This window comes from Achromobacter sp. FW305-C-30-7 (assembly GCF_058783105.1).
The window spans coordinates 95,482-116,766 of record NZ_JBYSYI010000004.1; the positions used below are offsets into that span (position 1 = coordinate 95,482).

Annotated in this window: 21 protein-coding genes; 7 read left to right on the forward strand and 14 right to left on the reverse strand. The window is 66.3% G+C overall.

Going from position 1 to position 21,285, the window contains the following annotated elements; all coding sequences use genetic code 11:
- Window positions 1-32 precede the first annotated feature (32 nt).
- Together AC3WOB_RS14285 and AC3WOB_RS14290 are read right to left on the reverse strand one after the other, a co-directional pair.
- Window positions 33-1,505: an aldehyde dehydrogenase family protein gene (locus AC3WOB_RS14285; protein WP_492275388.1), complete on the reverse strand. Its 1,473-nt coding sequence runs from the start codon at window positions 1,503-1,505 to the stop codon at window positions 33-35.
- Complete coding sequence (locus AC3WOB_RS14290; RefSeq protein WP_492275389.1) at window positions 1,502-3,073, reverse strand: GMC family oxidoreductase; 1,572 nt, start codon at window positions 3,071-3,073, stop codon at window positions 1,502-1,504. The genes AC3WOB_RS14285 and AC3WOB_RS14290 overlap by 4 nt, the downstream gene beginning before the upstream one ends.
- Before the next feature lie 176 nt (window positions 3,074-3,249).
- Between AC3WOB_RS14290 and AC3WOB_RS14295 the strand changes: the two genes are divergently transcribed.
- Window positions 3,250-4,158, forward strand: a complete 909-nt coding sequence (locus tag AC3WOB_RS14295; protein WP_492275390.1) for a LysR family transcriptional regulator — start codon at window positions 3,250-3,252, stop codon at window positions 4,156-4,158.
- Between the two features lie 133 nt (window positions 4,159-4,291).
- Here the strand turns inward: AC3WOB_RS14295 and rpsT are convergent, their stop codons facing one another.
- The 10 genes from rpsT to AC3WOB_RS14345 all read right to left on the reverse strand — a co-directional run bounded on the left by rpsT (window position 4,292) and on the right by AC3WOB_RS14345 (window position 12,407).
- Window positions 4,292-4,555, reverse strand: a complete 264-nt coding sequence (gene rpsT / locus AC3WOB_RS14300; protein WP_006396042.1) for a 30S ribosomal protein S20 — start codon at window positions 4,553-4,555, stop codon at window positions 4,292-4,294.
- 263 nt (window positions 4,556-4,818) lie between these two features.
- Window positions 4,819-5,799, reverse strand: coding sequence for a FecR domain-containing protein (locus tag AC3WOB_RS14305; protein WP_013394778.1), 981 nt, complete (start codon window positions 5,797-5,799; stop codon window positions 4,819-4,821).
- Window positions 5,800-5,990: 191 nt separating this feature from the next.
- The gene (gene murJ, locus AC3WOB_RS14310; RefSeq protein ID WP_492275391.1) at window positions 5,991-7,550 is read right to left on the reverse strand and encodes a murein biosynthesis integral membrane protein MurJ; all 1,560 of its coding nucleotides are present in this window, start codon (window positions 7,548-7,550) and stop codon (window positions 5,991-5,993) included.
- Between the two features lie 110 nt (window positions 7,551-7,660).
- Window positions 7,661-8,419, reverse strand: a complete 759-nt coding sequence (locus AC3WOB_RS14315) for a 3-hydroxyacyl-CoA dehydrogenase (RefSeq protein WP_088141370.1) — start codon at window positions 8,417-8,419, stop codon at window positions 7,661-7,663.
- Window positions 8,420-8,552: 133 nt separating this feature from the next.
- Window positions 8,553-9,209, reverse strand: a complete 657-nt coding sequence (gene adk / locus AC3WOB_RS14320; protein ID WP_013394775.1) for an adenylate kinase — start codon at window positions 9,207-9,209, stop codon at window positions 8,553-8,555.
- Window positions 9,210-9,300: 91 nt separating this feature from the next.
- Window positions 9,301-10,065 carry a 3-deoxy-manno-octulosonate cytidylyltransferase gene (kdsB, locus tag AC3WOB_RS14325; RefSeq protein WP_492275392.1) on the reverse strand — a complete coding sequence of 255 codons (765 nt, stop codon included), beginning with the start codon at window positions 10,063-10,065 and terminating at the stop codon, window positions 9,301-9,303.
- Window positions 10,066-10,076: 11 nt separating this feature from the next.
- A complete protein-coding gene (locus AC3WOB_RS14330; protein ID WP_013394773.1) occupies window positions 10,077-10,259 on the reverse strand; it encodes a Trm112 family protein in 183 nt (60 codons plus the stop codon).
- A gap of 74 nt (window positions 10,260-10,333) precedes the next feature.
- Complete coding sequence (gene lpxK, locus AC3WOB_RS14335) at window positions 10,334-11,377, reverse strand: tetraacyldisaccharide 4'-kinase (RefSeq protein ID WP_013394772.1); 1,044 nt, start codon at window positions 11,375-11,377, stop codon at window positions 10,334-10,336.
- Complete coding sequence (locus AC3WOB_RS14340) at window positions 11,374-11,787, reverse strand: ExbD/TolR family protein (RefSeq protein ID WP_013394771.1); 414 nt, start codon at window positions 11,785-11,787, stop codon at window positions 11,374-11,376. Before AC3WOB_RS14340 ends, lpxK begins: the two co-directional genes overlap by 4 nt.
- Entirely contained in the window at window positions 11,784-12,407 is a 624-nt protein-coding gene (locus AC3WOB_RS14345; protein ID WP_013394770.1) for a MotA/TolQ/ExbB proton channel family protein, read from the reverse strand. The genes AC3WOB_RS14340 and AC3WOB_RS14345 overlap by 4 nt, the downstream gene beginning before the upstream one ends.
- A 351-nt stretch (window positions 12,408-12,758) precedes the next feature.
- Here AC3WOB_RS14345 and xseA point away from each other — a divergent pair, with 351 nt between their 5' ends.
- The 5 genes from xseA (at window position 12,759) to pcaF (ending at window position 19,695) form a co-directional block, all read left to right on the forward strand.
- Window positions 12,759-14,126, forward strand: coding sequence for an exodeoxyribonuclease VII large subunit (gene xseA / locus AC3WOB_RS14350; RefSeq protein WP_041654018.1), 1,368 nt, complete (start codon window positions 12,759-12,761; stop codon window positions 14,124-14,126).
- A 174-nt stretch (window positions 14,127-14,300) separates the two neighbouring features.
- Complete coding sequence (gene sodB, locus AC3WOB_RS14355) at window positions 14,301-14,879, forward strand: superoxide dismutase [Fe] (RefSeq protein WP_013394768.1); 579 nt, start codon at window positions 14,301-14,303, stop codon at window positions 14,877-14,879.
- 277 nt (window positions 14,880-15,156) lie between these two features.
- The gene (locus AC3WOB_RS14360) at window positions 15,157-16,848 is read left to right on the forward strand and encodes a methyl-accepting chemotaxis protein (RefSeq protein ID WP_492275393.1); all 1,692 of its coding nucleotides are present in this window, start codon (window positions 15,157-15,159) and stop codon (window positions 16,846-16,848) included.
- A gap of 72 nt (window positions 16,849-16,920) precedes the next feature.
- Window positions 16,921-18,315, forward strand: coding sequence for a chloride channel protein (locus AC3WOB_RS14365; RefSeq protein ID WP_492275394.1), 1,395 nt, complete (start codon window positions 16,921-16,923; stop codon window positions 18,313-18,315).
- A gap of 174 nt (window positions 18,316-18,489) precedes the next feature.
- Window positions 18,490-19,695: a 3-oxoadipyl-CoA thiolase gene (gene pcaF / locus AC3WOB_RS14370; protein ID WP_492275395.1), complete on the forward strand. Its 1,206-nt coding sequence runs from the start codon at window positions 18,490-18,492 to the stop codon at window positions 19,693-19,695.
- A 94-nt stretch (window positions 19,696-19,789) separates the two neighbouring features.
- On the opposite strand, the gene AC3WOB_RS14375 is transcribed toward pcaF, so the two are convergent.
- Both AC3WOB_RS14375 and AC3WOB_RS14380 read right to left on the reverse strand, forming a co-directional pair.
- Window positions 19,790-20,197, reverse strand: a complete 408-nt coding sequence (locus AC3WOB_RS14375) for a DUF192 domain-containing protein (protein WP_242702282.1) — start codon at window positions 20,195-20,197, stop codon at window positions 19,790-19,792.
- A gap of 200 nt (window positions 20,198-20,397) precedes the next feature.
- Complete coding sequence (locus AC3WOB_RS14380; protein WP_006220277.1) at window positions 20,398-20,643, reverse strand: cold-shock protein; 246 nt, start codon at window positions 20,641-20,643, stop codon at window positions 20,398-20,400.
- Between the two features lie 225 nt (window positions 20,644-20,868).
- Here AC3WOB_RS14380 and clpS point away from each other — a divergent pair, with 225 nt between their 5' ends.
- The gene (gene clpS, locus AC3WOB_RS14385; RefSeq protein WP_006383989.1) at window positions 20,869-21,183 is read left to right on the forward strand and encodes an ATP-dependent Clp protease adapter ClpS; all 315 of its coding nucleotides are present in this window, start codon (window positions 20,869-20,871) and stop codon (window positions 21,181-21,183) included.
- Window positions 21,184-21,285 lie beyond the last annotated feature (102 nt).

A 21,285-nucleotide genomic window follows, 5' to 3' on the forward strand; every position in this document is an offset into this window, starting at 1 on the left:
TTTTTTCTAATGGATGTTCTGGCTCGCCGGCGCTACCCGAGGCCAGGTTTGAGCGCGATGTGCTTGTATTCGATGAAGTCCTCCAGCGCGGCCAGACCGTTCAGGCGTCCGAGTCCGGACTGTTTGAAGCCGCCTTCCTCGGTGTTGTCGTAGACCTTGGCCCAGTCGTTGATCCACACCGAACCCGCGTCGATGGCCTGGGCGACGCGCAGCGACCGATCGACGTCGCGGGTCCAGACGCTGGCGGCCAAGCCGTATTCGCTGTCGTTGGCCAGGCGTATGGCTTCGGTCTCGTCGGCAAAGCGCTGGATCGTCAGCACCGGGCCGAAGGTTTCTTGCTGGACGATGGCGAGGCTGTTGTCGGACACTTCCAGCAAGGTGGGGCGGTAGAAGGCGCCGCTGGCCAAAGGGCCCGTGTTCACGGGGCCGCCGCGCTCGACGACGCTGGCGCCGGCCGCGATCGCAAGGTCGACCGCGTGGTCGACGCGTTCGACATTGGCGCGGTCGATCAAGGGCCCCATGTCGCTGGCAGGATCGGCTGCCGGGCCGACCTTGACCTTGCGCAGCCGGTTGGCGAGTCCGTCCCGTACTGCTGCATAGATGCCGTCCTGCACCAGCAGGCGGGAGCCGGTCATGCAGAACTGGCCGCTGAAGACAGTGAGCGCTTTTTCCAGCACGGGCAGTGCGCCGTGCACGTCCGCGTCATCGAACAGAATCATGGGCGTCTTGCCGCCCAGTTCCATGCCGAAGCGCTTCAAGTGCCTGGCGCCGGCGCCGCTGATCGCGCGGCCGGTGCGGGTGGATCCGGTGAAGCTGATGACGGGAACCTCGGGCGAGTCCACGAGATAGGCGGAGCCCTCGGACCCGCTTTCGAAGAACAGGTTGATCACGCCGTCCGGCAGGTCCTCGGCTTCGGCCATGACCTCGGCCATGAAGCTGGCGGTTTGCGCCACCTGGCCGGGCAGCTTGATGACCGCGGTGCATCCCGCCGCCAGCGCTGGCGCGAGCGACCGTATGGTCAGCACCGCCGGCGAATTCCAGGGCGCGATCACGCCCGCTACGCCCATGGGCTGGCGCAGGATCATGGAGATGCTGCCGGGCCTGGGCGTGAGCGCCCGGCCGCTTTCGAGCAGGGCCGCGGCGGCCGCGTAACGCAGCTTGCTGGGAATCATGTCGAGCTCGAAACCGGCTTCGCCCTTGATCTTGCCGTTTTCGAGCGAAAGGATGTCCAGCAGCCGCTGGCGGTTGCGTTCGAAGGCGCGCGCCACTTGCTCCAGCACGCGGGCGCGCAGTTCATGGTCGTGCGCCCAAGAGCTTGCGCGGAAGGCCCGCGCGGCCGCGGCGACGGCCGATCTCGCTGCCATCAGGCCGTTGTCGGGATAGTGGCCGATGACGTTGTAGGTGGCGGGGTCGATCGATTCCTTCAAAGGACCTTCGGAGCGCTGGACGCCGCCGATCCAGTTGTAGGCCTTGCGGGTCCAGGCGATGCTTGCGGTGTCGTTCACGATTTGGCCTCCGTATTCCTGATCCAGTGGCTGACGCGCTCGGCCAGCATGACCACCGTGGGGTTGGTGGCGACCGAGGGCACATCAGGAAAGCTGGATGCGTCGGCGACCCGCAGGTCGGCGATGCCGCGGACGCGGCCTTGGTAGTCCGTCACTGCGGCCGGAGCGCCGTCGCCGCCCATGGGCGCGGTCGAGGTGGGGTGATGGTAGATGTCGAGCGCTTTGGGCAGGGCCGCTTCCAGCGCCGCGGCGTCGGCCGCGTCCGGGCCGGGCACGAGTTCCTGCGCGATGATCTCGGACAGCGGACCTTGGCTCGCCATCTGGCGGATCAGTTGGATGCCCTCGACCATCAGTTCCCGGTCGCGCACTGTCCCGAGGATGTTGAGGTCGATGAGCGGCGCTGTGCGGGCATCGCGGTCCAGCAGCTTGAGCGTGCCGGTGGACGTGGGGCGGGTCAGCGCCAGGGCCAGCATGAAGATGGCGCCGGTGGGGGATTCCGCGGGATCGCCATAGTGCACGGCGCTGACCTGCAGATCGCCGTCGCCCGGTCCGGCTTGGGATGATTGCGTCCACAGGATGGCGCCGACCGGCGGGATGGGCAGCCCCAGGCGTTCGGGATGCGCGGCCCAGATCGTGAAGAAGAAGGGATGCTCCTGCAGGCGTTGGCCGACGGGAAGATCGGCCACGACGGGGATACCCAATGCCTCGAGGTCGGCCGCCGGCCCGATGCCGGAGCGCAGCAGGATGGCGGCCGATCCGTATGTGCCGGCAGACAGCACGATCTCGCCGGCCGCTATCCGCTCGCCATCGGCCAGGATCACGGCCTGGGCCCGGCCGCCTTCGATCTCGATGCGGTCCGCCAGCGTTTCGCTGCGGATCGTCAGATTGGGGCGCGCGCGCACCGCATCCGAGAGATAGGTCATGCCCGTATTCAGCCGCTGTCCCATGCGGTTGTTCATGGGATAGGGGCCGACACCGAATGGCGCGTCGCCATTGAAATCCTCGACCCTGGGATGGCCGGCCATCTGGGCCGAGGTCAGGAACGCGCGCTGCATGTCGGAGATTTCGTCGTCCTGCAGCTGGTGCACCGGTTCCGGGCCGGAGCGGCCATGGCATTGGTCGGCGCCCGAGGCGGTCCATTCGCTGCCACGAAAAAACGGCAGCACGTCGGCGATGGACCAATGCGGCAGGCCGGCACGGGTCCATCGCGCGAAGTCTGCGGCGGGCGCCCGCATCCAGACGCCGGCATTCACGGCCGAAGAGCCGCCCAGCACCTTGCCCCGCGGAACCGGGAACGATTTTCCGCCCCAGCCCGGCAGGGATGAATATCCCCAGTCGTGTCCGGTATCGCCGCCGATGATGTTCTGGGCGCGGACGGCATCGGGATAGGCATGGGGCGGGTAGGCCCGGCCGGCCTCGAGCAGCAGCACGCGGCGCGACGCGTCTTCGCTCAGGCGGCTGGCCAGCACGGCGCCCGCTGACCCGCCTCCAACCACAATGACGTCGAAGGCGGCGTTCTTATCTTCTGATTTTTCTGATCCCGGAGGGTGACGCAGTCCTATTTTCATAGCGGCCTCGATCAAAAAATTCCAGCTTGTGTCAGGATTGGCGGTTTGAATGAACGCACGGAAGACCGATCGGATCAGGCAGGTGCCGCCGCTTCATCAGTCGTTCATTTGGGTGCATCATTCATCCGTACCGTCTCAGGCAGAAGATGGGTGGCCGTCTCTAGACTCGCGAACCTATGTCCGGAATCTTCTCGATAGAATCGTTCAGTGGGTTGGTCGCTTTCGCGGCCACGGTGGAATCCGGCAGTTTTGCCGCAGCCGGGCGCAAGCTGGGCCTGTCCGCATCCGCGGCGGGCAAGGCGGTCGAACGGCTCGAACTCAGATTGGGCGTGCGGCTATTGCATCGCACCACCCGCTCGCTGGGCCCAACCGGCGAGGGCGAGGTCCTCTACCGTCATGTCGCCAAGATCCTGAAGGACCTGCAGGAGGCGGAGCGGGAACTGCACCTGGTGCAGAATGCGCCGCGTGGCCGTCTCAAGATCAGCGTTCCCACTGTCATGGGCCGCCGGATCGTGTTGCCGGCGCTCAGCGAATTTCACCTGAGCTTCCCCGAGGTCCTGGTCGATATCAACCTCGACGACCTGATCGTCGACGTGATCGAGGACGGCTACGACCTGGCGCTGCGGCTGGGCGAATTGGCGGATTCCGGGCTGCAGGCCCGCCGGATCGGACCGCATGGCTTCACGACTTGCGCCTCGCCGGCATACCTGGCGCAGCGCGGCACGCCGCGGACGCCGGCGGATCTCAGCGAACATTGCTGTATCTATTACCGGTTTCCGACCACCGGCAGGCCAGAAACCTGGGCGTTCAAGGGCGAGCAGCCGGACAAGCCGCTTAAGCCTTCCGGCATCTTGAACGATGGCGAGGCCCTGGCTTCCGCGGCGATCAGCGGACTGGGGATCGTGCAGGTGCCGAATTACCTGGTAAAGGACGATGTGGAGGCGGGGCGGCTCACGCCGGTGCTCGAGGACTACACGGATAGCCGCGGCAGCGTTTCGCTGCTATGGGCGCCCCGCTCGGCAGAGGTCGCCCGGGTGCGCGCGTTCATCGATTTCTTTGCCGAGAGGATCGCGTCGCAACTGTAGCTGCCTCAGTCGACGGTTGCCGGAATGGGATAGGCGCGTTTGCGGCGGCCGGGGACGCAAAAAAGGATGCCCAGAGGCATCCTTTTTCATTTGCCGTATTCGTGACGCCCTGAAAACAGGGCGGCAGAATGGCTTAGGCCAGCGCCTTGATGGCGGCAGCCAGGCGGCTCTTGTGGCGAGCGGCCTTGTTCTTGTGGATGATGTTCTTGTCGGCCACGCGATCGATCACGCTGGAGGCCTTCTGGAACACTTCGCCAGCCGCAGCCTTGTCGCCAGCGGCGATGGATTGGCGAACGCGCTTGATGGCGGTGCGCAGCATCGAGCGCAGGCTGGAATTGTGCTTGTTGCGCTCAACGGATTGGCGAGCGCGCTTGCGGGCTTGGGCGGTATTGGCCATGTTGCTATATAAGTTGAATTCGGCAAAGTCGAACATTGTAGCAAGTCCCTGCGGGATTGCAAGCTTTTAATGTCTGATCGACCGAGGGAGCGCCCGTCAACCGGGCGGGGGCGCTGCGGGAAAAATTCCCCGGGCTGGAGAGCCCTTGCGGATGGTCCTCATGTAAAGCCTTGAGGAAAATCCGTGGCGCCTACTGGATAAAAACACCGTAACTAGTATACAACGAAGCCGCCCTCGAGAGCGGAACGCCGGGCGCGGCGTTGTCAGGTAGCGACGTTGATGGAGACGAACCAAGGGGTGAAGCGGCGGACGTGGATGGGCATGATGTCACGCAGCGTGTCCAGCGCGGCGTCGGTGTCGTCCAGCGGGAAGTGGCCAGACACCGGCAGGCCGCCAGCGGCCATGGAAACGCGCAGGGTGCCGCTGCGGTAGGGGCGCAGCGCCGCGATCACTTCGGCCAGGGGACGGCCCCGGGCTTCGACCCAACCGGCCTCCCAGGCGGCCTCGGCCATCAGTTCGGCGCGCGGGGTGTCCATGCGTGCCGCGTCGAACCGGGCGCCGGTGCCGGCCCGGACGGTGCCGTGACCGCCGGACATGGTTTCGACTTCGACCTCGTGTTCATGCACCACCACCAGGGTGCGCTGGGCCTGTTGGCGCACCATGTAGCGGGTGCCCAGGGCGCGGACCGTGCCTTCGGCCGTCTGGACCAGGAAGGGGCGGCGCGAGTCGGGAGCCACCGACACCGTCACGGCGCCATCCAGCAGCCGGACCTGGCGGTAGGCGGGGGTGAAGTCCAGGTTGACCCGGCTGCGGGCGTCCAGCAGCAACTGGCTGCCGTCGGACAGCACATAGCGGCGGCGTTCGCCAGTGGCCGTGGCGGCATCTGCGGCGACGTTGCCCAGGGGATAGAAGGCGTTGCCCACGTAAGCCGCACAGGCGCCCGTACCGGCGAGCGCCAGCGCGCCGGCCAGGAAGCGGCGGCGTGGAGGGGCGATGACGGGGCCCGGGCCGGGGCCGGGAGGGGCCGCGTGTGGCGCGATGGCAGGGCCGGCGGTGGCGTAACCTGCGGGATAGGCATCGCCAAGCCGGCCGAACGTCGAGCCTTCAAGCGAGCCGGTCAGCTGCTGCCAGGCGTTTTCATGGGCTGGGTCGGCAGCGCGCCACGCCAGGAAGTCGTTATAGTCCTGTGCGGTCGCCTTGCCGGAGCGCAATAACAGCAGCCAATTGATTACCTGGTCCGCCATGGGTTGTCCTTGGGCGTACTTCACTTCATGTCCCCACAGTGCTTCAAGGGGGATCCTTTCGATGGCAATTTGTAAATAATAAAGGTTTTTTACCAAAGATTACCGGCTGATTGTCAATTCTTGACGAATCTAATGCAAAAAAGCCGGTACAAGACCGGCTTTTGAGGGGTATATAGGCAGATTGTCCGAACTTAACGCGACGGACGTCGGCCGAAGTCCCTAGGGCGGAAGCCAAACAGTAACAACATTCCGAAGTAGACCGCTCCACTGGCCGCCAGCACCCCGGCCAACCAGGCCACCCGCTGTCCGGAGTGGGCCTGCAGGGCTATCCAGTCGATGCGCCCGTCCGCATACCAGAGCAGGGCCGCCAGCGCCGCCAGCGCGGGCAGCAGGCGTAGCGCGAACGCGGTCCAGCCGGGACCGGGCTGATAGACGCCGCGGCGGCGCAGTCCGATCAGCAACGCCAGCGCGTTCAGGCAGGCGCCCAGGCCGATGGCCAGGGCCAGTCCGGCATGTGCCATCAGGGGCACCAGCACCAGGTTCATCAGCTGCGTGGTGATCAGCACGCCGATGGCTATCTTTACCGGCGTGCGGATGTCTTGTTTGGCGTAGAAGCCGGGCGCCAGGATCTTCACGGCCAGCAGGCCGATCAGACCGGCGGAATAGGAAATGACCGCCAGGCGGGTTTGGGTCACGTCCTGGGCGGCGAAGGCGCCATAGTGGAACAGCGTTGCAACCAGCCCATCGGACAGCAACGCCATGCCCACCGCGGCCGGCAGGCCCAGCAGCAGTACCAGGCGCAGGCCCCAGTCCAGCAGCCCGCTGTAGCCGCCGTGGTCGTCGCGGGCATGGGCCGCGGACAGGCTGGGCAGCAGCACCGTCCCCAGCGCCACGCCCAGAAGCGCAGTTGGAAATTCCATCAGGCGGTCGGCGAAGGATAGCCAGGTCACGCTGCCCGGCGTCAGCCAGGTGGCGATGTTGGTGTTGATCAGCAGCGAGATCTGCGCGACCGAGACGCCCAGGGTGGCGGGCGCCATCTGTTTGAGGATGCGTTGTACCGTGGGGTCGCCCCAGGCTTCGCGGAACCGCAGCGTAAAGCGGGGCGTCAGGCCGAGCCGCGCCAGCGCAATCCATTGCACGGCCAGTTGCGCTACGCCGCCAATCATGACGCCGATGGCCAGCGCGTAGACCGGTACGTCCATGCGCGGCGCCAGCCAGATGCAGGCGGCGATCATGGCCAGGTTGAGCAGCACGGGCGTGAAGGCCGGCACGGCGAAGCGGCGCCAGGTATTGAGCACGCCCGAGGCGAAGGCGATCAGCGACATGCAGAAGATGTAGGGGAACATCATCCGCGTCATCCAGACCGCCGCGCCGAATTCGGTATCGCGGTCCGCCCCGCGCAGGCCGCTGGCCATGGCGGACACGACCCAGGGCGCGGCGACGATGCCGATCAGCGTGATGAACATCAGCGCCGCCGTCAGCAGCAGGGCGACCCGGTCCAGCAGGGTGCGGACCTCGGCTTCGGAACGGTTGTTGCGCGCCGCGCCCAGGATGGGCACGAAGGCCTGGGCGAAAGCGCCTTCGGCGAACAGGCGCCGCAGCAGATTGGGGATGCGGAAGGCGACCCAGAAAGCGTCGGTGATGGGGCCGGCGCCAAAGGCGCGGGCCACCAGGATGTCGCGGATCAGGCCGGAAATGCGGGACAGCAGGGTGAAGCTGCTGACCGTGGCCGCCGAACGAAACAGGCTCATGGATAGGACTACTGAAAAAAAAAGGGCCGGTCCGGCCCGGCGAGGCTGCGCGCAAGCGCGAGACGCCCAATGAAAACAGGCCCACCTGGTGGGCCTGTCTTTGTACTACATCACTTCGGCGGCATGCGGATGGCGCCGTCGAGGCGGATGGTTTCGCCGTTCAGCATGTCGTTGGTGATGATGCTGTGGACCAGCTTGGCGTAGTCTTCCGGGCGGCCCAGGCGGGCGGGGAAGGGGATGCTGGCGGCCAGGGAGTCCTGCACTTCCTGCGGCATGCCGAAGATCATGGGCGTGCCGAAGATGCCGGGGGCGATGGTCATGCAGCGGATGCCGGTCTTGGACAGGTCGCGCGCGATGGGCAGGGTCATGCCGGCCACGCCCGCCTTGGAAGCGGCGTAGGCGGCCTGGCCGATCTGGCCGTCGAAGGCGGCGACGGAGGCGGTGTTGATCATCACGCCGCGTTCGCCGGTGGGTTCGGGCGCGTTGGCGCTCATGGCCTCGGCGGCCAGGCGCATCATGTTGAAGCTGCCGATCAGGTTGATCGACACGACCTTCTGGAACAGTTCCAGCGGATGCGCGCCGTTCTTGCCCACGATCTTGGCGGCGGGCGCGACGCCGGCGCAGTTCACCAGGCCGAACAGCGTGCCCAGTTCGAGCGCGGCCGCCACGGCGTTCTTGCCGTCGGCTTCCTGGGTCACGTCGCAGTGCACGTAGCGCTGGCCCAGTTCCTTGGCCAGGGCCGAGCCCGGCTCGTCCTGCACGTCGGCGATAACGACCTTGGCGCCGTTTTCGACCAGCATGCGCACCGTGCCGGCGCCCAGTCCGGACGCGCCGCCCGTGACGATGAATACCTTGTTCGCGATTTCCATGTGTCTACCACCAGTGAGTTCTAGGGATGAAAGCGGCGCGGCAGGCGCCGGATATGACTAGGCCTTCGGGGCCGGCCGGACGCGATGCGTTCCGGAGCCGGCGCCGAAGGCCTGTGAGCCATCGAGGCGCCGATCAGCCTTGGACGGCTGCGTACAGGCGCGCCTTGATTTCTTCGACCGCGCCGACGCCGGAGATCTTGCGGTACTTCGGCGCATCGGCGGGATTCTGCTGCGCCCAGGACGAGTAGTAATCGACCAGGGGGCGGGTCTGTTCGCGGTACACCGACAGGCGGTTGCGCACGGTGTCCTCGCGGTCGTCGTCGCGCTGGATCAGTTCTTCGCCGGTGATGTCGTCACGGCCTTCGACCTTGGGCGGGTTGAAGCGCACGTGGTAGCTGCGGCCGCTGGGCTGGTGCACGCGGCGCCCGCTCATGCGTTCGATGATGTCCTCTTCGGGGACTTCGATTTCCACCACGTAATCCAGCTTGACGCCGGCGCTCTTGAGCGCGTCGGCCTGTGGGATGGTGCGGGGGAAGCCGTCGAACAGGTAGCCGTTGGCGCAGTCGGGCTGCTGCAGGCGGTCCTGCACCAGGCCGATGATGATCTCGTCGGAAACCAGACCGCCGGCATCCATGACCTTTTTGGCTTCAATGCCCAACGGCGTGCCCGCTTTGACCGCGGCGCGCAGCATGTCGCCGGTGGAGATCTGGGGAATGCCGAAGTGTTGGGTGAGAAACGCGGCCTGGGTGCCTTTGCCGGCGCCGGGAGGTCCGAGCAAGATGAGACGCATGAGTGCTCCTGAAGGGGTGTATTTTTTGTGATCCGGGGAATTATGCCGCAATGCAGCAGCCGATGCGGAGCCGCGCCATAGGAAATAACCCTTATATCTGCTTGCTGTAGACCGCTCGGACGCGTTCCAGGTCTGCCGGGGTATCTACGCCTGCGGCAGGAGGGTGGGACGCCCGATGGACGACGATGACGTGGCCGTGTTCCATGGCTCGCAGCTGTTCCAGCGATTCGAAGCGTTCCAGCGCGCCCTGCGGCAAGCGCGGGTAGCGGCGCAGGAATGACACCCGATAGGCATACAGGCCGATGTGGTGCCAGGCGGGCAGGCCTTCAGCCAGGATACGTTCGCCCGAGGCCAGCGCGTCGCGCGCCCAGGGGATCGGGGCGCGGGAAAAGTACAGTGCGCGGTCGTCCGCGGCGCAGACCAGCTTCACCACATTGGGATTGAACAGCGCGTCAGCGTCGGCCAGGGGGCAGGCGCAGGTGGCGATGTCGGCCGCGGGGCTGGCTTGCAGCTTGGCTGCGACGGCGTCGATGAGTTCGGGTTCGATCAGCGGCTCATCGCCCTGCACGTTGACCACGATGGCGTCGTCGGGCAGGCCCAGTTGCTCCACGGCTTCGGCCAGGCGATCGGTGCCGGTCGGGTGGTCGGTGCGGGTCATCAGCGCTTGCAGCCCATGCGCCTGGACCGCCTGCTGGACGCGGAGGTCGTCCGTGGCAACATAGACGCGGGCAGCGCCGGACAGCGCCGCGCGCTCGGCGGTGCGCACGACCATGGGCTTGCCAGCGATGTCGGCCAGCGGCTTGTCGGGCAGCCGGGTCGAGGCGGTGCGCGCCGGGATCAGGGCGATGAAGCTCATGCGGCGGCGGTTCAGGGGGCAGCGGGGGCGTCGTCCAGCGCGCGGGCTTCCGATTCCAGCATGACGGGGATGCCGTCGCGCACGGGGAAGGCCAGGCGGTCGGCGCGGCAGACCAGTTCGGCTTGCTGCCGGTCGTGTTCGAGGCGGCCCTTGCACAGCGGGCAGACGAGGATGTCGAGTAGGCGGGATTCCATGATCGGAATTCTAAAACAGTTTGCCTGGGGCCGGACCGGCTTTGCCGCCGCGGCACCGCCAGGCTGGCGTTTTTCTACCGCCGCGCCGGCTGGCGCAAGGCCTGCGCCAGCCAGTCGAACAGCTGCGGATCGGAAAAGCCGGCGCGTACCGGGACTTCCCACAGGCGCGGGTCGTCCAGGGCGGCGCATTTGATCGCGTCCTTGGACGTGACCAGGATGGCGTCGGCCGTGAGCGCCCGGAAAGGCGATTCGGTGTAAGCGTGATGATCCGGCAGGGGCAGTGCGGTTGCCAGCGTGATGCCGGCGCCGCGCAGCGTGGTGAAGAAACGTTCCGGGTTGCCGATGCCGGCCGCCGCCGCGACGCGGGGCAGTCCGGCGAAGGCCGCCAGCGGGCGCTTGCCGCGCCCCGAGATCTGGCGCGTGTCGCCCGGTTCCAGCCACATCCTGACCTGCCGCGGCTGGCCTGTGGCGCCCAGGGCTTGCGGCTGGCCGTCGGGCGTGCCGATGTTGGTCACCACCACGTCGACTTCCCGCAGACGTTCGGCCGGTTCGCGCAAGGGACCGGCGGGCAGCAGGCGGCCATTGCCCACGCCGCGTTCATCCTGCACCACGATTTCGATGTCGCGGGCCAGCGCCAGATGCTGCAGGCCGTCGTCCGAGACGATCACATCCACCTTGGGGTGGGCCCGCAGCAGGGCCTGGGCGGCCAGGGCGCGTTTCGGGTGCACGGAGACCGGGGCGCCAGTGGCGCGGGCGATCAGCGCGGGCTCGTCGCCAAAACGGGCCGCTTCCAGCTCGCCCAGCCCGACGCGGGCGTGGGGGCCGACCTTGACGCCGTAGCCGCGGCTGACCACGCCAGGGGTGTAGCCGCGCGACCGCAACGCTTCGACGGTGGCGATGACCATGGGCGTTTTGCCGGTGCCGCCGACGTAGACATTGCCGATCACCACGACGGGAACGGGGGCGCGATAGGCGCTGCGGCTGCCGTCCAGATAGCGCTGGCGCTTGCGCGCCACTTCCCAGGCGGTCAGCCTGGACAGCGGCAGCAGCAGATTGGAGAGCCAGCCGCCGTGCTGCCATTGGCGCGCCAGCAGCGTCGAAGCATGCTTGGCGGTCACCGGGTGGTCTGCGCGGCGAAGTTGACGCGGCCGATGCCAGCCAGCCGGGCGGCTTCCATGACGTTGATCACGGACTGGTGGGTGGCCTGGGCGTCGGCATTGATGACGACCAGCGGCTCGGTCTTGCCGGCCGCGGCCTGGCGCAGGGCGTCGGCGATTTCGGGCGGCGTGGAGACATCGATGAGGGTGCCGTTGAGCGCGTAGCGCCCGTCCTGGCTGACGGCGACTTCCAGCGCTGGGGGCGTGTCCTGTTCCATCGAGGCCTGGGGCAGGGTTACCTTCAGTTGCGTGAAGCGGGCGAAGGAGGTGGTCGCCGCCAGGAAGATCAGGATGACCAGCAGCACGTCGATGAGCGGGATCAGATTGATATCCAGCTCATCGCGGTCGCCGCGGGGGCCGCGGAAATTCATGAACGGCCCTCGCGCGGGGCGGATCCGGGCGAGACGGCGCGGACCAGGCGCGACGCGGCCTGTTCCATGGCGCTGAGGTAGCCGTCGACGCGGCTGCGCAGGTAGCGGTGCGCGATCATGGCGGGAATGGCGATGAGGATGCCGAAGCCGGTGTTGTACAGCGCCATCGAGATGCCGCGCGCCAGCTGGGCGGGATCGCCGCCGCCGGGGGTATAGGAACCGAAGATTTCGATCATGCCGACCACGGTGCCGAACAGGCCCATCAGGGGCGCGACCACGGCGATGGTGCCGATGGCGGGAATGTAACGGCTGAGATCGTGGGCGACGGCGCGCCCCGTGTCTTCGACCACATTGCGCAGTTCTTCGCGGGGCAGGTGGCGGTGGCGCATCACGTCGGCGAGGATCCGGCCCAGCGGCGAGTTGCGTTCGAGGCGGTTGATCGATTCGGGAGTGTCCTGGCGGTTGCGCAGCATTTCAGCCACTTGATCGCTCAGGCCGCGCGGCATGACCAAGCCGCGGCGCAAGGAGAGGAAGCGCTCGAAGATCAGCGCTAGGCCCAGGACGGATGTCGCCAGCAGGGGCCAGATCGGCCAGCCGGCCTCGCGCAGTATGGAAAGCAAAGCGTTCAACTCCCGGGGGAGCCGGCGCGCAAGGGCGCGCAAACCGGCAACTGATCAAGCCGAAACTGTAACGGCGCGGCGGGGGGTGTGGCAAGTCGGTACGACCCCCAATCTATCCACAGATCCTGTGGATAATTCTGTGCAAAACTTCCCAGGAATGCTTATGGGCACAGGGCTTGCACTTGTTTGCTTCAATTGCGAGCAGCGCTGTTTTTGATAAATATCTATAAAAATCAATGATTTAATTCGAATTTGCTGGCTTTCGGGCCGGTTGCTGCAAATATGCTGGGACGCGGTATGATTGCGGCCCGCTACGCGGCCCCTGTGGACAGGTACGCATCGGAAAGCCCCATGACAATTGAATCTACAGTCACAAACAACGTATTTGCGCGGGATATCCTGACGGTTGCCCAGCTGAATCAAGCGGTGGGGCAGTTGTTGGAGCGCAGCATCCCGGCGCTGTGGGTGCGTGGAGAGATTTCCAACTTCACAGCGGCGGCTTCCGGGCATTGGTACTTCACGCTCAAGGACAGCCGGGCCTCCGTGCGCGCCGTCATGTTCAGAAGCCGCGCCAGCGCGGTGGGTTTCACGCCGCGGGCAGGCGATCAGGTCGAAATCCGGGCCCGGGTGTCCCTCTACGAGCCCCGTGGCGACTATCAGCTGCAGGCCGACGCCATGCGGCGGGCAGGATTAGGCAATCTGTACGAGGCCTTCCTGCGCCTGAAGGAGCAGCTGGCTTCCGAAGGCCTGTTCGATCCGGCGCGCAAGCGCGAACCCGTGGGGCTGCCGCGCGCGATCGGCGTGATCACTTCACTGCACGCCGCGGCGTTGCGGGACGTGCTGTCGGCGCTGGCGCGGCGTGCACCCCAGGTGCCCGTGATCATCTATCCGGCGCCGGTCCAGGGGGCGGACGCGGCAGGGCGGCTGGCCGCCCAGGTGCGCACGGCCAACCAGCGCGCGGAAGTCGACACGCTGCTGCTGGTGCGCGGCGGCGGCAGCATCGAGGATCTCTGGAGCTTCAACGACGAAGCGCTGGCGCGCGAGGTCGCGGCCAGCGAAATTCCCGTCATCAGCGGCGTGGGGCACGAGACGGATTTCACCATTGCCGATTTCGTGGCCGACGTGCGCGCGCCGACGCCGACCGCGGCCGCCGAACTGGCTTGCGTGCCGCGTTCCGAATTGCTCGGCCGGGTCATGCAGGCGGCGGAGGCCATGACACGGGGCCAGCAGCGCCGCCTGGAGCGCGCCGCCCAGCGGCTCGACCGCGCCGCCGCCCAACTGGTGTCGCCGGCCCAGCGTCTGGAGCATCAGCGCGAGCGCCTCAACAGCCTGCGTTTCCGCCTGGCCACCGCCTGGTCCGGTCCGCAAGAGCGCCGCGCCGCGCGCGTCAATCTGCTGACCCAGCGCCTGGCGCATCGGGTGCCGGACACCGGCCGTGCCGCCGACCGCCTGGCGGGCGCGGCGCGCCAGCTTGGCCAGGCGCATGCGCGGCTGCTGGTGCAGCGGCGCAACCGGCTGGCCGCCGCCACGGCGCAATTGCGCGCGCTGGACCCGGGCAACACGCTGGCCCGCGGCTACGCCATCGCGCGCGACGAGCAGGGCCGCATCGTCCGCGACGCGGCCGCGCTGGCGGCGGGGCAGGCGCTGGACCTGAGCTTCGCGCATGGCGGCGCCGAGGTCGCGGTCACGCGTACCCGCGATAGTCGCGAAGCGTCCTGAGCGCAGGCCGCGCGCCTGCCTGGCGGGTCAAGCGCCTGCCCTCATGAGTACATGCTTCCAGTGATAAGCAGATGCGTCCCTTAACCCCGCGCGGGCGGGGGGTTAACGCGGTATCCTCAGTAGTTGCCGATACAATTGAACGGCTTGATCGTGCACTCAACAGAAGGAACCTCAATGGCACATACTCTTCCCCCCCTGCCTTACGAACTGGACGCACTGGCTCCGCACATCTCCAAGGAAACGCTGGAGTTCCACTACGGCAAGCATCACCAGACCTACGTCACGAACCTGAACAACCTGATCCCGGGCACGGAATTCGAAACGCTGTCGCTGGAAGACATCGTGAAGAAGTCCTCGGGTGGCATTTTCAACAACGCCGCCCAGATCTGGAACCACACGTTCTACTGGAACAGCCTGGCCCCCAAGGCCGGCGGCGCTCCCACCGGCAAGCTGGCTGACGCCATCAATGCCAAGTGGGGCAGCTTTGACGCCTTCAAGGAAGCCTTCAACAAGTCGGCCGCCGGCAACTTCGGTTCGGGCTGGACCTGGCTGGTCAAGAAGGCCGACGGCTCGGTCGACATCGTCAATACCAGCAACGCCGCCACCCCGCTGACCACGGCCGACAAGCCGCTGCTCACCTGTGATGTCTGGGAACACGCCTATTACATCGACTACCGCAATGCCCGTCCCAAGTACCTGGAAAACTTCTGGGCGCTGGTGAACTGGGAATTCGCGGCCAAGAACTTCGCCTGACCGGCAAAGCCAGGCCTGCCGCGGCATTGCGCCGCGGCCCTGAACAGACCCCTCGCGCAAGCCTGGGGTTTTCTTTTTGTTCAGTAAAAATTCAGCTTGCGAAATCCCTGTCGATTGTCGAATCCATTGCGGGGAAATAAAGAACAAACCGGCTTTTCTTCCGGGTTATCCCTAGGTTTGGCAACCACTATCGTTGGCCCCGGTCGGCGACTGAACCACGGGGTCCACGGCTGCGGCATGCCCGCCATAAACCGTGGTAACTACAGGGAAGGGAAGCATGTTGCGGTTTTTTTCGGGTTTGCGCATCGGCGCGCGCCTGTCGGGCGCGTTTTTGCTGGTGGCGGTGATAGGCGGTGCGATCGGGGGCTTCGGAGTTTGGGGCCTGGCGCGCATCAATGAAATGAACGACCGGCTTTACGACACCGAGCTGCGCGGCATCTCGGACGTCAAGGAAGCCAATATCAATCTGATCTATGCGGGCCGCGCCCGCAATGGCTACCTGGCCGCGTCCACGGAAAAGGAGCGCCAGGCGCTGCGCAAGCAGTTCGACGACGCCGTCGCGCAGATGGACAAGCTGCGTGAAAAGGCCGCGGCCAATTTCTATTCGGAAGATGGCAAGCGTCTGCTGGCGCAGTTCGCCGAGACCGAACAGGTCTGGAAGCGCGAGTCCGCCGCGTTTTTCGCCGCCGCTCAGGCCCGGCCATTGACCCAGGCCGATCCGCGCGTGGCCGAGGTCGAAGCTCGCGTGATCGCCTCGTCGCAGAAGCTGGACGATCTGATGACCAGCCTGGCGAAGATCAAGGAAACCGTCGCCGCGCAAAGCGTGCAGAACGGCACGGATCTCTACGAAAATCTGCGCGCGCTCATGCTCGCCCTGGCCGTGATCGGCGTGGCGGTCGGCATGCTGCTGGGCTGGCTGGTGACGCGCGGCATCGTGCGTCCGCTGGAACACGCCGTGACGGCCGCGCGCCAGGTGGCGGCGGGCGACCTGACGACCGACATCCAGGTCGCCACGCGCGACGAAACCGGCGATCTGATGGGCGCGCTCAAGACCATGAACGAAAGCCTGGCGCGCATCGTGAAGGACGTGCGCGACGGCTGCGAGAGCATCGCTTCGGCATCCTCGCAGATCGCCCAGGGCAACGCCGATCTGTCGCAGCGCACCGAGGAACAGGCTTCGTCGCTGGAGGAAACCGCGGCGTCGATGGAGCAGTTGACCAGCACCGTGCAGCAGAACGCCAACAACGCCAGCGAAGCGGACCGCCTGGTCAACCAGGCGTCCAGCGTGGCGGTGCGTGGCGGCGAAGTGGTGGACGGCGTGGTCCAGACCATGAGCGCGATCTCCGACAGTTCGCGCCGCATCGCCGACATCACTGGCGTGATCGACGGCATTGCCTTCCAGACCAACATCCTGGCGCTCAACGCCGCGGTGGAAGCGGCGCGCGCGGGTGAGCAGGGCCGCGGCTTTGCGGTGGTGGCTGGCGAGGTGCGTACGTTGGCGCAGCGCTCGGCGGTGGCCGCGAAGGAGATCAAGGCCTTGATCGACGAGTCGGTCACGCGCGTCGAGGGCGGCACGCGTCAGGTCGACGAGGCCGGCCGCACCATGCGCGAGGTGGTGGACAGCGTGCGTCAGGTCGCCACGCTGGTGCGCGAGATTGCTAGCGCCTCGGAAGAGCAGTCCGCCGGCATTGGCCAGGTCAATCAGGCCGTGGCGCAGATGGACACCGTGACCCAGCAGAACGCCGCGCTGGTGGAAGAGGCGGCCGCCGCGGCCGCCAGCATGCAGGAGCAGGCCACCCGGCTGGCCCAGGAAGTGCGCCGCTTCAAGGTGGAAGCCGGCGGCGGCTCGGCGCGCGAAGCCCAGGTCCGCCTGGTGCAGGCCGTGCCCGCTGCGCCGCGCAAGGCGGCGGCGTCCGCAGCGCGTCCCGCGCTGGCGCAAGGTTCGGACGACGACTGGTCGACGTTCTGATCCCGCGTTGTGGGCTGCCGGTCAGGTGGGAGTGGTAAGGTTAGCCACTTTCAACCGCGCCGGCTTTTGCCCATGAACCTGCCCGACCCCCTACGCCGGCTGCTGGCCGGCCCGCGCCGGTGGGCGCATCGCAAGGTGCGCCAGATCAACCGCCTGTCGCGCAAGAGCGTGCAGATGGGGCTGCTGCTGGGAGGCGCCGGTCTGGTGGCGCTGATGTCGCTGGGCTTTGCCTATTTGGCCGACAAGGCGCTGGAATGGAATCGCGAGTGGGTGGCCTACAACGGTTGGCTGGCCTTGCTGGTCTTGCCCCTGAGCCTGGCTGCCTTGCGCTGGCTGACCTTGCGTTTTGCGCCCAACGCCTCCGGTAGCGGCATTCCCCAGGTCATCGGCGCCTTGTCGCTGCCGCCTGGTCCCAGCCAGAACAGCCTGGTGGCGTTGGGGCAGACCCTCTGGAAAATTCCCCTCGCATTCTTCGGCATGCTGGCCGGCGCGTCGATCGGCCGCGAAGGGCCGTCGGTGCAGGTGGGCGCCGCCCTCATGCTGGCCTGGGGCGACTTCTGGAAGCGGCGCGGCGTGCAGCTGCGCGGCTTCCATGCCAATGAATTGATCGCCGCCGGCGCTGCGGGCGGCCTGGCCGCCGCCTTCAACGCGCCGCTGGCCGGCGTCATCTTCGCCATCGAGGAACTGGGACGGGGCACCGTGCTGCGCTGGCAGCGGCTGGTGCTGATCGGGGTGCTGGCCTCGGGCTTCCTGGTCGTGGCCGTGGTCGGCAACAACCCTTACTTCGGCGTCTTCGGCGGCGCGCCGCTGGCCCATGGCATGGTGATGTGGGTCGTCATTTGCGCGGCGCTCAACGGCGCGCTGGGCGGCATATTCGCCCGTCTGCTCGGCAAGGGGGCGGCCGGCAGCGCGCCGCAGTCCTGGCGTGCCTGGATCCGCGCGCATCCGATCTGGACGGCCTTCATCATGGGCCTGATCCTGGCACTGATCGGCCTGTCCACGGCCGGCAGCGTTTACGGCACGGGGTATGGCGTGGCGGCGGACCTGCTGTCCGGGAAGGACGCGGCGCCGGCCAGTTTCGGCCTGGCCAAGCTCGCCGCCACTGTCGCGTCTTATTGGGCCGGCATACCTGGCGGCATTTTCACGCCGGCCCTGACCACGGGCGCGGGCATCGGCCACCACATCTGGCAACTGGCGGGAGATGGCGTGGATCACCGCGTGCTGGTGCTGATTTCGATGGCGGCCTTCCTGGCCGCCGCGACCCAGGCGCCCCTGACCGCCAGTGTGGTGGTGATGGAAATGACGGGCAGCCAGCCCATGCTGTTCTGGCTGTTGGTGGGATCCTTGCTGGCCTCGGGCGTGTCGCGCCAGTTCTGCCCGCAACCCTTCTATCATCTGGCCGCCGGACGCTTCCGCCGGCAGGCCATCGTGGACACGGCGCGCGCCGCCAGGCCGCCGGCGGCCTGAGTTCAAAACCCGGGCCCGCGTCCCGGCGCAGGGCTCGCCGCGCGCACCGTTTGGGTGAACAGCCATTGGACACTGTCCGTGCAGCGGACATCCCACAGGTGCACCAACTTGGCGCGAAAGCGCTGCGTTAAGATCGGGCGATCCGGATTTTTTCTCACTTACTTCGAGCTTCCCATGACCGTGCATGCTTTTATTTGTGACGCGATCCGCACCCCCTTCGGCCGCTACGGCGGCGCGCTGGCTTCCGTGCGCCCCGATGATCTTGCCGCCGTAGCCATCAAGGCGCTGGTGGCGCGCAATCCCGGCGTGCGCTGGGAAGAGCTGGACGACGCCATCATGGGCTGCGCCAACCAGGCGGGTGAAGACAACCGCAACGTGGCCCGCATGGCTACGCTGCTGGCCGGCCTGCCGATCGAAGTGCCCGGCGCCACCGTCAACCGCCTGTGCGGTTCGGGCCTGGACGCCATCGGCGGCGCCGCCCGCGCCATCCGCGCCGGCGAAGCCGGCCTGATGCTGGCCGGCGGCGTGGAAAGCATGAGCCGCGCGCCGTTCGTCATGGGCAAGGCCGACAGCGCCTTTTCGCGCAGCGCCGCGATCTACGACACCACCATCGGCTGGCGCTTCATCAACAAGCTGATGAAGGCGCAATACGGCGTGGACTCGATGCCCGAAACGGCCGAGAACGTTGCCGACGATTTCAAGATCAGCCGCGAAGACCAGGACCTGTTCGCGCTGGCCAGCCAGCAGAAGACCGCGCGCGCGCAAAAAGAAGGCTTCTTCGACGCCGAGATCGTGCCCGTGTCGATCGCCCAGAAAAAGGGCGATCCCATCGTCGTCAGCAAGGACGAGCACCCGCGTGAAACCACGCTGGAATCGCTGGCCAAGCTGAAGGGCGTGGTTCGTGAAGGCGGCACCGTCACCGCCGGCAATGCCTCGGGCGTCAACGACGGCGCTGCCGCGCTGTTGCTGGCCGATGAAAAGGCTGCCGCTCGTCACGGCCTGACCCCGCGCGCCCGCGTGGTCGGCATGGCCACGGCCGGCGTCGCGCCGCGCATCATGGGCATCGGCCCGGCGCCCGCCACGCTGAAGGTGCTGGCCCAGACCGGCCTGACGCTCGAGCAGATGGACGTCATCGAGCTGAATGAGGCGTTTGCCGCCCAGGGCCTGGCCGTGCTGCGCCAGCTGGGTATTGCCGACAACGACCCGCGCGTGAACCCCAACGGCGGCGCCATCGCCCTGGGCCATCCGCTGGGCGCCAGCGGCGCACGCCTGGCCACCACCGCGATCAACCAGCTGCACCGCACCGGTGGTCGCTATGCGCTGTGCACCATGTGCATCGGCGTGGGCCAGGGCATCGCGCTGATTATCGAGCGCGTGTAATCGCCGGGCACGTTTGGGCCGCCTGCGGCCCATGCGTGCTGGAACGAAAAGGGAGCCTCGAGGGCTCCCTTTTCATATCTGCCGGCGGGCTGCTTCAGGGCAGGCCGTCCAGCTTCTTGCCGGCCTTGATGCCGTGCTGCTCGAACCAGCCCTGGGCCATTTCCAGTGCGTAGCGCACCGGCTTCTTGGCGCAATGCGGATCTTCGGTCTGCGGCGCCATGTCCTCGATGTTGACGATCGTGCCGTCGTCGGCGATAAAGGCAATCGAGAGCGGCAGGAGGGTGTTGCGCATCCAGAAGCACTGCACGTCGGGCTGTTCGAACACGAACAGCATGCCGTCGTTGCCGGGCAGCTCCTTGCGGAACATCAGGCCGTCGCGGCGGGTCGCTTCCGTGTTGGCGACTTCTGCGCGGATAATATGGATGCCAGCCGATAGCTGGGTGGTGGGCAGAGTGGCTTGCGGGCCGGTCTGCTGCGCGCCGGCCGCTGCGGGCAGGGCCATCGCGATGGCGGCGAGGGCGGGGGCCAGGGCTTTCGGCAGGAGGTTTCTGAAGAACGCTGTCTTGAACAACGTGAGGCTGACAGGAATTAAAACGGCGTTCTTGGGCATGACCTGGCGCAATGAATGAAAAATAACAAGGCGGGGCTCGAAAGCCCCGCCTGAATAATGGCGCAACCTTACCGTTGCGCTTTAAGGGTAACTCAGGCAGCCGTGATATTAAGCGCCTGTTTGCCTTTGGGCCCCTGAATAATCTCGAAGGCGACTTTCTGGCCTTCCTTCAGGGTTTTAAAACCATTCATCTGGATGGACGAAAAATGGGCGAACAGATCTTCACCGCCGTCGTCGGGCGTAATGAAGCCAAACCCCTTTGCATCGTTGAACCATTTGACGGTGCCCGTCGATTTGGGATTGTCCCCTTGGACGGCGGTTGCGGTCGTATCAGACATGCGGACTGCCTCATTGAATCGTATGTTGACGAAGGGCATCGCGGCCTAGACCCCTGTCCCCCCTCCGGCTTCCTGGCAGATTTTCGATGAGTTGAAAACCCCAGAATGCGTGGATAATGCGCCGCTTTTCTTTGCGGCGTCAAGTATGGAAACTACGCATTTCTACGTGTAATTTTCCGTAAGTTGCACGCTAGCCGTCCCCAGTTTAAATAGAATAGCGGCCCTATGAGTTCTACCTTGGATACCCAGCATGATTTGGCCGTCGAGAAGGCTCCGGCGCGCGCCGCGCCGCCTCCGATGTATCAGGTCCTGCTGCTGAACGACGACTACACCCCGATGGAATTCGTCGTGAAAGTACTGCAAAAGTTCTTCAATAAGAATCACGAAGAGGCGACGAGGATCATGTTGCAGGTGCATCACGAAGGGCGTGGTGTTTGCGGGGTATATCCCCGCGACCTCGCCGCGACGCGCATCGCGCAAGTGGCCCAGTACGCGCGGGCGCGCCAGCACCCTCTGCAATGCGTGATGGAACCCGTCTGAACCCAGCATTTGATGCGCCGCCTGTCATGGCGGCGTTGTGTTGTCCGGTTATTTTGAAATGCAGTATCCGCGTACCCGAGAAGCGCGCGGAATGATCAGGTC